Annotated in this window: 8 protein-coding genes; 5 read left to right on the forward strand and 3 right to left on the reverse strand. The window is 64.7% G+C overall.

Going from position 1 to position 12,401, the window contains the following annotated elements; translation table 11 throughout:
• Positions 1-2 precede the first annotated feature (2 nt).
• Genes glgX through treY form a run of 3 tightly spaced genes read left to right on the forward strand, consistent with a single transcriptional unit; the run spans position 3 to position 6,648 of the window.
• On the forward strand, positions 3-2,078 hold the full coding sequence (gene glgX, locus NLR35_RS13405) for a glycogen debranching protein GlgX (RefSeq protein ID WP_257167005.1): 2,076 nt from the start codon (positions 3-5) through the stop codon (positions 2,076-2,078).
• On the forward strand, positions 2,075-3,841 hold the full coding sequence (gene treZ, locus NLR35_RS13410) for a malto-oligosyltrehalose trehalohydrolase (protein WP_257167006.1): 1,767 nt from the start codon (positions 2,075-2,077) through the stop codon (positions 3,839-3,841). The genes glgX and treZ overlap by 4 nt, the downstream gene beginning before the upstream one ends.
• Positions 3,842-3,843: 2 nt before the next feature.
• Entirely contained in the window at positions 3,844-6,648 is a 2,805-nt protein-coding gene (gene treY / locus NLR35_RS13415; protein ID WP_257167007.1) for a malto-oligosyltrehalose synthase, read from the forward strand.
• On the opposite strand, the gene NLR35_RS13420 is transcribed toward treY, so the two are convergent.
• The gene (locus tag NLR35_RS13420) at positions 6,649-6,960 is read right to left on the reverse strand and encodes a polyhydroxyalkanoic acid system family protein (protein WP_257167008.1); all 312 of its coding nucleotides are present in this window, start codon (positions 6,958-6,960) and stop codon (positions 6,649-6,651) included.
• A gap of 171 nt (positions 6,961-7,131) precedes the next feature.
• Between NLR35_RS13420 and NLR35_RS13425 the strand changes: the two genes are divergently transcribed.
• Complete coding sequence (locus tag NLR35_RS13425) at positions 7,132-7,296, forward strand: DUF3309 family protein (RefSeq protein ID WP_006614022.1); 165 nt, start codon at positions 7,132-7,134, stop codon at positions 7,294-7,296.
• A 68-nt stretch (positions 7,297-7,364) separates the two neighbouring features.
• Here NLR35_RS13425 and ligD read toward each other — a convergent pair whose 3' ends face one another.
• The gene (gene ligD / locus NLR35_RS13430; RefSeq protein ID WP_257167009.1) at positions 7,365-10,079 is read right to left on the reverse strand and encodes a DNA ligase D; all 2,715 of its coding nucleotides are present in this window, start codon (positions 10,077-10,079) and stop codon (positions 7,365-7,367) included.
• 654 nt (positions 10,080-10,733) lie between these two features.
• Between ligD and NLR35_RS13435 the strand changes: the two genes are divergently transcribed.
• Entirely contained in the window at positions 10,734-11,612 is an 879-nt protein-coding gene (locus tag NLR35_RS13435) for a Ku protein (protein ID WP_257167010.1), read from the forward strand.
• 343 nt (positions 11,613-11,955) lie between these two features.
• Here NLR35_RS13435 and NLR35_RS13440 read toward each other — a convergent pair whose 3' ends face one another.
• Positions 11,956-12,255 (reverse strand): DUF6496 domain-containing protein, encoded by a 300-nt coding sequence (locus NLR35_RS13440; protein WP_257167011.1) that lies wholly within the window; start codon positions 12,253-12,255, stop codon positions 11,956-11,958.
• Positions 12,256-12,401: the final 146 nt, after the last annotated feature.

Below are 12,401 nucleotides of genomic sequence, written 5' to 3' on the forward strand. Positions count from 1 at the left end.
CGATGCGTCTGGCCGCAGGAAGTCACGCCCGCCTCGGTGCCACCTGGGACGGGCGGGGGACCAATTTTGCCTTGTTCTCCGCCAACGCCGAGAAGGTTGAGCTGTGCCTGTTCGACAGCCAGGGCCGCCGCGAGATCGAGCGGATCGAACTGCCCGAGCGGACAGAGGATGTCTGGCACGGCTACCTCAACGACGTCTCGCCGGGGCAGCTCTATGGCTACCGCGTCTACGGCCCCTACGAGCCGGAGCACGGCCACCGCTTCAACGCCAACAAGCTTCTCCTCGATCCCTATGCCAAGCGGCTCGCCGGGCGGCTGGTCTGGAGCGACGCGCATTTCGCCTACCGCGCCGGCTCGCCCCGCGAGGACCTCTCCTTCGACCGCCGCGATAACGCGCGCGGCATGCCGAAGGCGGTCGTCATCGACGAGACCTTCAACTGGGGCCGGCGCGAAATGCGGCCGCAGATCCCGTGGGAGGACACGATCATCTACGAGGCCCACGTCAAGGGCCTGACCAACAAGCGCGACGACGTCCCGCCGAACCTCCGCGGCACCTATGGCGGGCTGTCGTCGCCGGCCATGATCAAGCATCTCAAGCGGCTCGGCGTCACCACGGTCGAGCTGCTGCCGATCCATGCCTTCATCGACGACCGCATGCTGGTCGAGAAGAAGCTGGTCAACTACTGGGGCTACAACACCATCTCGTTCTTCGCGCCGGAGCAGCGCTACGCGCAGGACAATCCGCTCGACGCCTTCAGGACCACCGTGGCTCGGCTGCACGATGCCGGGATCGAGGTGATGCTCGACGTCGTCTACAACCACACCGCCGAGGGCAATCATCTCGGGCCGACGCTGTGCTATCGCGGCATCGACAATGCGTCGTATTACTGGCTCAAGCCCGACAATCCGCGCTTCTACGACGACTTCACCGGTTGCGGCTCGTCGGTCAACCTCACCCATCCGCGCGTGCTGCAGATGGTGATGGACTCTCTTCGTTACTGGGTCGAGGTCTGCCATGTCGATGGTTTCCGCTTTGACCTCGCGACCACGCTCGCACGGGAGAAGCACGGCTTCGACCGCCGCAGCGGCTTCCTCACCGCGATCCGTCAGGACCCTGTTCTCGCCGGCGTCAAGCTCGTAGCCGAGCCCTGGGACGTCGGCCTCGGCGGCTATCAGGTCGGCGCCTTCCCGTCGCAATGGTCGGAATGGAACGACCGCTATCGCAGCGCCATGCGACGCTATTGGAGCGGCGAAGGCAGCCTGATCGGCGAGGTCTCCAGCCGCATGACCGGCTCGTCCGACATCTTCAACCATGACGGCCGCACTCAGCGCGCCAGCGTCAACCACGTCACCGTCCATGACGGTTTTACGCTTTCCGATCTCTTCGCCTACAACAGCAAGCACAACGAAGCGAATGGCGAGGACAATCGCGACGGCTCCAATGACAACCACAGCAACAATTTCGGCCAGGAGGGGCCGACCGACGACGTCGTGATCAATGCGCTGCGCCGGCAATCGCGCAAGAATCAGCTTGCCTGTCTGTTCCTCGCACAAGGCCTGCCGCTGCTGCTCGCGGGCGACGAGGTCGGCAACTCGCAAGCCGGCAACAACAACGCCTATTGCCAGGACAACGAGGTCGGCTGGGTCGACTGGAGCGGCATGGGGCGCGAGGGCGATGACCTCATCGATTTCATCACCCACATGACCGAGCTGCGCCGCCGCTTCGGACAGATCCGTGCGCGTCGCTGGCTCGACGGCCGCCGTGCCGATGGCAGCTTCGGCGTGCTGTGGCTGACGCCCTCGGCGGAGGAGATGACGCAAACCGACTGGACCTTTCCCGACGGACGATTTCTCGCCTATGTGCTCGCTCCTGTGGAACAGGAGCAGGCTCCGATCTTTATCGTTCTGAACGCGGCCCCCGAAGAGATCGGATTCAAATTGCCCAAGCTCGCCGAAACCAAGATTTGGCAACAGGTTCTCGACACCACCCAAGCCCAGCAGAAGCCGGCCGACTTCGCAGCAGGGACCGACCTCAAGGCTCCGCCCCGCTCGGTCTTGGCGTATGCGGGCTTGTCATGACCTCGCGGCAGTTCGGACCTCGCATCACGGCCAATGGCACGACCTTCCGACTTTGGGCCCCCGCCGCCAAGCGGGTCGATCTGGTGCTCGATCGACGTCATGAAATGCAGCGCGGCGACGGCGGCTGGTACACGCTCGAAGTCCCTGGCGTCGGCGGCGGCGCGCGCTACAAGTTCCGCATCGATGATGAGCTCGATGTTCCCGATCCCGGTTCCGACTTCCAGCCCGAGGACGTGACGGGACCGAGCGAAGTCATCGATCACTCCGCCTATGCCTGGCGCGCCAAGGAATGGCGGGGACGACCGTGGCAGGACGCGGTGTTCCTCGAAAGTCACGTCGGCACCTTCACTCAGGACGGCACCTATCGCGCGATGATCGATAAGCTCGATCATCTCGTCGAGACCGGCATCACCGCGCTCGAGCTGATGCCGCTGGCAGACTTCGCGGGGAGCCGCAACTGGGGCTATGACGGCGTGCTGCTGTATGCGCCCGATAGCGTCTATGGCCGCCCCGACGATCTGCGCGCGCTGATCGATGAGGCGCATCTGCGCGGGCTGATGGTGTTCCTCGACGTCGTCTACAATCATTTCGGCCCCGAAGGAAATTACATCGGCCGTTATGCGCCGACCTTCTTCACTGATGCGCACACGCCGTGGGGCAGCGCCATCGACTACCGCAAGCCGGAGGTGCGTGCCTTCGCGATCGAGAACGCGCTGCATTGGCTGACCGATTATCGCTTCGACGGCCTCCGCTTCGATGCCGTCAATCACATCCTTCACAACGAGGGTGAGATCCCGATGCTGCACGATCTGAGCGCCGCTGTCGGCAAGCTCGTCGAGCAGACCGGACGGCACATCCATCTCGTGCTGGAGAACGGCGATAACGCCGCCAGCATGCTCGACGCGGCGGAAGATCCACCCCGCGGCAAATTCCGTGCGCAATGGAACGACGATTATCACCACGTCTGGCACGTCATGCTCACCGGCGAGACCGGCGGCTACTACGGCGATTATAAACAATCGCCGCGCAACGGCTTGGCGCGGGCGCTTGCGTCCGGCTTCGTCTATCAAGGCGAGGAGGCGGCCTTCTGGGGCGGCATTCGACGCGGTGAACCGAGCGGTCATCTCGCCCCCGGCGCGTTTGTGAACTTCCTGCAAAACCACGACCAGATCGGCAACCGCGTGTTCGGCGACCGCCTCGAAGCGCTGGCGCCGCCGGAAGGCATTACGGCAGCGCTCGCCGTGACCCTGCTCGCACCGACCGTGCCGATGCTGTACATGGGCGAGGAATGGGGCTCGAAGCAGCCGTTCCCGTTCTTCTGCGACTTCCAGGGCGATCTCGCAAACGCCGTGCGCAGGGGCCGTCGCAAGGAGTATGAGTGGGCATACGACAAGTATGGCGACGAGGTCCCCGACCCGCTCGACATCGAGACGTTCAAGTCCGCGATCATCGATTGGGACGCGCGCAACGAGTCTCCTGGTCGTGAGCGACTGGCTCTGGTGCGCAATCTGCTCATCGCGCGTCACAGGCATGTGGCGCCGCGACTGCCCGGCGCGAGCTTCGGCAAAGCCGAGGTCACCGACGATGGCCGCCTGAGCGCGCACTGGGTGATGGGCGACGGCAGCGCGCTGCGGCTGCTCGCCAACGTCTCTGATAAGGAGATCGCGGGTGACGAGAGCCCGCTCGCAGGCACGCCGATCTGGGGCGGCACGCCGGGGGATCGTCTGCCGCCCTGGTCCGTGTTCTGGAGCATCGGAGGATAGCCATGCCTCCAGCCATTCCGCTCGCGACCTATCGCCTCCAGCTCACCGCCGACTTCAATTTCGAAGCGGCCGCGCGCGTCGTTCCCTATCTGAAGGCGCTCGGCATCAGCCACTTCTATGCGTCGCCCTTCATGAAGGCACGCAAGGGCTCGACCCATGGCTACGACATCACCGATCACTCCAAGCTCAATCCGGAGCTCGGCGGGGAGGACGGATTCGCAAAGCTGAGCGCGGCGCTGAAGCAGCACGATCTCGGCCTGATCCTTGATTTCGTCCCCAACCATGTCGGCGTGCATTTCGACGATAATCCGTGGTGGCTCGACGTGCTCGAATGGGGCCAGGCCTCGCCGCATGCGGCCTCGTTCGACATCGACTGGGACCAGCTGCCTTACCGTGCGCGCGGCGGCGTGCTGCTGCCGATCATCGGCACCTCCTACGGTCACGCGCTCGAGCAAGGCGACATTGAGCTCCGCTACGATCCGGAAGACGGCTCGTTCTCCTGCTGGTACTTCGAGCATCGCCTCCCGATCGCGCCGGAGCGCTACGGCGAGATGCTGCGCATCATCGTCAAGGACGCGGGCGAGGAGAGCAGCGACACGGGAAAGGCCATGCTGGAGCTCGCCTCGCGCTATCCCGGCCTGCGCCATCCCAATCGCAAGGAAGCGCCAGGCTTCAAGGCAGCGCTCAAGGCCATCCCCGGTGCTGCCGACGTCATCGTACGCGGTCTGTCGGCCTACAAGGCGGGCGAAGATCGCGCCGCGCCGACCTTGGCCCTGCATCATCTGCTGGAGCGGCAGCACTACAAGCTCGGCCATTGGCGGCTTGCTTCCAGCGACATCAACTACCGCCGCTTCTTCGACGTCAACATGCTGGCCGGCCTGCGCGTCGAGGATGCCGGCACGTTCGAGGCCATCCATCGCCTCGTCAAGAAGCTGATCGCCGACGGCCAGCTGCAGGGCCTGCGGCTCGACCATATCGACGGCTTGCGCGATCCCGCGCAATACTTTCAGCGGCTGCGCCGTCTCATTCGCGACGCGCGCGGACCGGCAGCCGGACCGTTCTACGTCGTGATCGAGAAGATCCTTTGCGAGCACGAGAAGCTTCCGAGCTTCGCCGGCGTCCACGGCACCACCGGATACGAGTGGATGAACGTGATCACCCAGTTGCTGATCGACGGCCGTGGGCTGGAGCCACTCGACGAGATCTGGCGGCAGATCAGCAACAAGCCGCCGAAGCTCGCGCCCGTCATCAAGGAGGCCAAGCGGCGGGTGCTGGAAACCCTGCTGACCAGCGAGTTCACCGTGCTGACGCGCCTGCTCGCGCGCATCGCCAACGGTCATTACTCCACGCGCGATTACTCCGAGGACAGCCTGCGCCAGGCGCTGGAATTGTACGTGCTGCACTTCCCGGTCTATCGCACCTATCTGACCGCCGCCGGACCGACCGAGGCCGACCGGAAGCTGATTGATCACGCCATCGCCGGTGCGCGTGCCGAGTGGTTCGCGTCCGACGGCTCGATCTTCGACTTTCTGCGCGACGCGCTGACGATGGATCTCATCAAGCGCGACCGCAGCACCACGCACTCCGTGCCGCGCGTCCGTCGCTTCGCGCTAAAGGTTCAGCAGTTCACCGGGCCTGTCATGGCGAAGTCGCTGGAGGACACGGGCTTTTATCGCTTCCACCGGCTGCTCGCGCTCAACGAGGTCGGCGGCGATCCGTCGGCACACGCGTTGTCGATCGCCGACTTCCACAAGCTCATGCAAAGCCGCGCCAAGCACTGGCCGCATGGCATGACGGCGACCGGGACCCACGACACCAAACGCGGCGAGGATGCCCGGACCCGGCTCGCCGCCATCACCGAGCTGCCCAACGACTGGACCTCCGCGGTCGCGCGCTGGAAGACCATGAACGCGCCGCATGTCGTCACGGACGGCCATATGCGCGCGCCCTCGGCGACGTTCGAATACATGCTCTACCAGACGCTCGTCGGCATCTGGCCCGCGACAGGAGCGGACGACAGGCTTGTCGAGCGTCTGCAGGCCTATGCGATGAAGGCGGCACGGGAGGGCAAGGAGGAGACCAGCTGGCTCAACCCGAACGAGGCGTATGAGAACGGCTTGCGCAGCTTCATCGCCGGCATCCTGGACCGGGAGCGCTCGGCCGAGTTCCTGCAATCGCTGGAGACCGTCGCCAAGCGTGTGGCGCTGCTCGGCGCGCTGAACTCGCTGACACAGCTGACGCTGAAGGCCACGATGCCGGGCGTGCCGGATTTTTACCAGGGCACCGAGTTCTGGGATCTCTCGATGGTCGATCCCGACAACCGCCGCGCGGTCGATTTTGCCGCGCGCGAGCAGGCGCTGCGCGAGAGCGAGGCGCCGGATTGGGCCGACCTCGCGGACCACTGGCCGGATGGCCGCATCAAGCTGGCCTGGACGCGGAAGCTCATCAAGCAGCGCAACGAGATGGCCGCGGTGTTCACGGACGGCGCCTACGAGCCGCTCGAGGTCACCGGCCGACACGCCGAGCACATCGTCGCCTTCGCCCGCCGCCGCGGACGCGAGGCCGTCATTGTGGTTGCCGCCCGGACGCTGGCGCCGTTCACCGACAGCGGCCGGGTCTGGCCGCATGCGGATGCGTTCGATGCGATTGTGCACGTTCCGGGCTATTCTGCTCCCCAGATCCAGAACGGCAGTGTCCCCGTCTCATCGCTGTTCGCTCACCTTCCGGCCGCGCTGTTGGCTGCTCGCGTGGAAAGCTCCTCCGATCACGGCGCCAAGCAAACTTCGGCACTGGCGCCGCAGAGCTGATCAGCTCTTCTTCGTCAGCAATAGCTGGCCGCGATTGCGAATGGCGTTCTGCGCGGCTTCCGCAAAGCGCTGCAGCAGCCAGGGCAGCGTGATCTCGACCTGGACGCGATCTTCGGCCACATCGACGTGGCCGGACGCGGCTTGGCCCAGCGCGCGGACGCGAAAGAACATCTTGTCGCCCTCCCAGCGCTCCTCATCGACGCTGAGCACCGGAATGCTGGTGGCGGCCCTGCTCAGGCCGGCTTGCAGCCGGCGCACGGCTTCGTCCTTGCCGAGGCGATGCGGAATGGAAACGACAAGCGGTCTTGACATCGCGAGCTCCTGACTAACAACCGTCCTGATGTAGTCACGCGTCGACGCGACCGCAAAGCCACACCCCGCATTTTACCTGTTTCACTCCCGGAACTTTCGAAGTTCCGACCAGTTTCCTCGGCGAAGGCAGAGTGACGCACCGCCCCGCTGCCGGGCTCTGGAGGAAAGTACATGTCCATCGGAACAATCATCCTCATTATTCTCATCATCGCCCTGCTCGGCGGCTTCTCCGGCATCGGCGGCGGTCCGTTCTACGGCACGGGCTACTATGGCGGCGGCGGTCTCGGCCTGATCATCGTCATCGTGCTGATCCTCGTCCTGCTCGGACGGATCTGATTCACCTGTGATAATTCCGCGGGCAGACGTGGCGGAGACCATGTCTGCCCGCACGATCTAACAACCGCTCACAACCTGGCCGTCAGCTTCTTGATGGCCGGCTTGATCGCGCCGGCTGCGTCGTCATAGCCGGCCCATGCTTTCGTCTTGGCCAGCAGCGCCGGCACCGTTCGAATCGTATAGCGCTTGGGATCGAGCCCGGTCTTCACCTGCGCCCACGTCACCGGCATCGACACCGTCGCGCCCTCGCGCGCCCGTGGCGACAACACCGCGACCGCAGTCGACATCCGGTCGTTCCGCAGATAGTCGAGGAAGATCTTTCCCTTGCGCAGCTTCTTCGACATGTTGAGCAGATAGTCGTCGGGGCTGTCATTGGCCATCCACTGGCACACGCCCTGCGCAAACGCTTTTGCCTCGGGCCACGTCACCTTATCGCGCGCGCCATGCAGCAGCGGCGTCACGACGTGCAGGCCCTTGCCGCCGGTGGTCTTGCAGAAGCTCTCCAGACCCAGCGTCTTCAGACGCTGCCGCATCTCCTTGGCGGCCGCGATCACCTCCGCGAAGGCGACGTTCGGCGCGGGATCGAGATCGAACACAAGGCGTCCCGGCACGTCATAGGCATCGGGCGCGCAATTCCACGGATGCAGCTCCACCGCAGCCACCTGCGCCACCGCAATCAGTCCCTCGACGCGATCGATCTGCAGATACGGCTTGCGGTCACCGGAGACTTTCACCAGCTCGAGCAGATCGGACATGCCCTGCATGCCGTGCCGCTGGAAAAACCGCTCACCGCCGATGCCGTCGGGCGCGCGCACGATCGAGCACGGCCGACCTTTGAGATGATCAATCATCCAGTCGCCGACGGCTTCGAGGTAGTTGGCGAGATCGAGCTTGGTCACGGGTTCACCGTCGCCGGCATCGGGCCAGAGTGCCTTGTCCGGCTTGGAGATCGCGACGCCCATCACCGTGGCCGCGCTCTTCGTGCGCGACGGCGTCTTATGCACGGTCGTGCCGCCGGTCGCCACCGTGGCCGCGGCGCGCGCCACCGGCTTCGTCACCTTGGCCGCGACGACGGGCTCCTCGGCGACAACTTCACGCGCCGGCTTGTCCTGGCGCAGTCCCTTGAACGAGGCCTGCCTGACGTTGTTGTCTGCCGTCCAGCCGGCGAACTCGATCTCGGCAACGAGTTCGGGCTTCAGCCAATGCACCTCACGCGTCTTGCGCGGCGCGTTCGTGCCGCTGAACGGACTCTTCTCAGCCGCCGCCGCCTTCAGCGCCGGCATGATCTCCTTCACCGTGTCCTGGCCGAAGCCGGTGCCGACGATCCCGACATAGGCGAGGTGATCGTCCTTGTTGACGCCGACCATCAGCGAGCGGAATTTGCCGTTGGTGGTCTTCCAGCCACCGATGACGACCTCGTGCCCCGGCCGCGTCTTGGCCTTGGTCCAGCTCTCGGTGCGGCCGGAGTGATAGGCCGAATCCAGCTTCTTCGAGACGATGCCTTCGAGGCTCAGCTTGCGCGCCGATTCCAGTACGGCTTCGCCGTCGCTCTCGAAATGCTCGACATAGCGGATGCGAGGCGTCTTTCCCTTGATGTTCGCCTTCAGGAGCTTCGCCAGGCGCGCCTTCCGCTCGCGCAGCGGCTGGCGGCGCAGGTCGAACTTGTCGATGAACATCAGGTCGAAGGCAAAGAACACCAGGTCATCGGTCTGCCCGGCCGAGATCGCGGCCTGCAGCGCCGAGAAGTTCGGGTTGCCGTCCTTGTCGAGCGCGACGATCTCGCCGTCGACGATCGCATCCGGCAGCTTGGCCGCGGCTTGCGCGATCGCGCCGAACTTCGCGGTCCAGTCGAGGCCCTTGCGCGTCTTCAAGGTTGCCTTGCCGTTCTCCACCCGGATCTGCACGCGATAGCCGTCGAACTTGATCTCGTGGGCCCAGCCCTCGCCGCTCGGCGGCGCCGCCACGGAAGTGCAGAGCTCGGGCGGGACGAAGTCCGGCAGCGACGCGACGGTCCGCGGCTCGGCCGTCTTCGCAACGCGAGCCTTGGCAGCGCTCCCCTTCGACGCCTTGGCTTTCGGCGACGAGGCCTTGGTCGAAACCTTGCTGGTCGACTTCGTTCCGCTGTCGCCGCGGTTGGAGTGCCACACCGCGTCGGCATTCATGCGCTGCGTCTTGGGCAGCATGAACGGCTTCGGCGCGTTGCCCTTGCCGGCTGCGATCTGCTCCATCGAACGTCCCGACGCGACCGACTTGTCGGCCTCGATGATGTCGTTGGCCGCGCCTTCCCTGGCGAACTCGTCGCGATGCTTGATCAGCAGCCAATTGGTACGCTTGCCGCCGGTGCGGTCGTGGCGCATCCGCACCAGCACCCAGCTGCCATGCAGCTTCTCGCCCTCAAGCGTGAACTTCAGGTCGCCCTTCTTGAATCCGCGCTCGGGATCGTCGCTCTCCCAATAGCCGCGATCCCACAGCATCACCGTCCCGCCGCCATATTCGCCTTCGGGAATGGTGCCTTCGAAATCGCCGTAGTCCAGCGGATGGTCCTCGACCTCGACCGCGAGCCGCTTGTCGTGCGGATCAAGCGAGGGCTCCTTGGTCACGGCCCACGACTTGAACACGCCGCCGAATTCCAGCCTGAGATCGTAATGGAGCCGGGTCGCATCATGCTTCTGGATCACGAAGCGCGGCCGCTCCGCGGGCGCGACCTTGGCTTCGCCGGACGGTTCTGCCGTTTTGCCGAAATCGCGCTTCTTGCGATAGGTGGAAAGCTTCTTGAGCGCCACGGTGATCCCTCGCGTTGAGCGGTAGCGTAGCAAAGCCGGCGGGGTCGTGAAACCGGCCTATCCGCATGATAACATCGGGCAAAGTTGCGCGTTCCCGCCGCTCGATGAGCTCGGGTCCTGCTGCCGTCGCCCTCCCTCAAGCGAGAGGGTGCAGGGAAGGCCGGGTGCTGACCGCGGCCCATGGCCCGCCTGCAGACAAAAAGCAGGCGGCAGTCACCACAGGTACGGCCTTCAACCGGCCTTCCCTGCGCGATGGTGTTAACGCTTACTTCGCGCTCTCCCCGGTGTCCGGCTTGTGAGCCACCGTCGCCCGCCCGCTTCGTCAGCAGCACGGACTTGACGCCAGCTTCGGGGCGCCAGGACCACGCGACTTCACGTCCGAGGGACAGCGCTCGTCCGCGCAGATGCGCACGCTGCCGCCTCGTCCATCGCCTCCCACCTCCACGTATCGTGACGACGCGTACGCCCTCTGCATGAGGCGGGATGCGCGGAAAGATCGATCTGATTTGCCCGACGAGGCAGGGGAGATTGACTGCGACATAGTAACCCGACGGGCAAATATGTTCCGCTAAGTCACTGACTGCGGCCTGAGCGATGGAACCCGCAACAGTCCTCGTCCGTTGCGCTCTATCTCATTCGCTCACGGAGACCACGATGGCCCCCCGCGCCTATTGGAAAGGCTCGCTCAAACTTTCGCTCGTCAGCTGTCCCGTCGTGCTCTATCCGGCGTCGACCTCAGTGGAGAAGACGCGCTTTCACCTGATCAATCGCGAGACCGGCAACCGGCTGAAGCAGCAGATGATCGATTCCGAGACCGGCGACATCGTCGAGGGCGATCAGAAGGGGCGCGGCTACGAGCTGTCCAAGGGGCAGTATGTCGAGATCGAGCCGGAGGAGCTGGAGGCGGTCCAGATCGAAAGCAACCATACGATCGACATCGACAGCTTCGTGCCGCGGGAGGAGATCGACCAGCGCTATCTCAACCACCCCTACTACATCGCCCCGGACGGCAAGGCGGCGGTCGACGCCTTCGCGGTGATCCGGGACGCGATGAAGGACCAGGATCGGGTCGCGCTGGCGCGCATCGTGCTGACACATCGCGAGCACATCATCGCGATCGAGCCGATGGGCAAGGGCATGCTCGGCACCACGCTCCGTTTTCCCTACGAGCTGCGCGACGAAGCGGAATTCTTCGACGACATCAAGTCGCCGAAGATCACCAAGGACATGGTCGAGCTGGCGGGGCACATTCTGCAGACCAAGGCGGCGCACTTCAAACCGTCGGAGTTCAAGGACCAGTACGAGACCGCGCTGAAGGCGCTGGTCAAGCGCAAGGCCTCGGGCAAGCCGATCAAGCTGCCGGAGCCGGAGGAGAAGTCCGGCAACGTCGTCAGCCTGATGGACGCGCTGAAGCAGAGCCTGGGCAAGGGCGGGAAGAAGGCCTCGCGCACACCATCACGGCGCGCGCCGTCGCATCGGCGTCCGGCGAAGAAGGCGCATCGCTCGGCGGCACGGCAACGCAAGGCGGGGTGAGAAGCCGTAGCCCGGATGAGCGCACCCGTCGGCTCTTCTTCGATGATTTCAGCGCAGCGACATCCGGATTCACGCGTACAGCTCGCGAGACCCCCGGATGTCGCTTCGCTCATTCGGGCTACAGGGTGCTTCTTAACGCAAGCGCCCCACACGCCCACCGCCGTCGTCCCGGCGAACGCCGGGACCCATACTCCGCGGCGGCCGTGGTAAGACAAGACTGGTCGAACATCCCGCCTAATCACTTCTCCCTGGGGTTATGGGTCCCGGCGTTCGCCGGGACGACAGCGGAGGGTTTTACGACGGCTGTGCCTCACGGCGGGCGCGGCGCGGACGAGCGCACCTGTCAGCTCTTCTTCGAGGATTTCTTCGTCATCTTCTTGGCGGACTTCTTCGTGCTCTTCTTGCTGGACGTCTTCGACGACTTCTTGGCCGTCTTCTTCGCCGACGACTTCGCGCTCTTCTTCGCAGGCACCTTCTTGCCTTCGCGGCGCGCCTCCGAGAGGCCGATCGCGATCGCCTGCTTGCGGCTCTTGACCTTGCGCCTCGAGCCGCCGCTCTTCAGCGTGCCAGCCTTGCGCTTCTTCATCGCGCGCTCGACGTCCTTGGAGGCGCCCTTGGAATATTTGCGTGCTGTCTTTGCCATCAACATGTTCTCCCTGTGACAGCACGGCAATCACGAGGAGCACCGAAGGTTCCGATTTTGAGGAACCAACGCGAATGAGAAAGGTCTCGCATGTCGGTAGGCACCACCCGTGCGGTGGCCCCTCACCCCAACCCTCTCCCCGTAAG

This window comes from Bradyrhizobium sp. SRS-191 (genome assembly GCF_024586915.1).
Classification (GTDB): Bacteria; Pseudomonadota; Alphaproteobacteria; order Rhizobiales; family Xanthobacteraceae; genus Bradyrhizobium.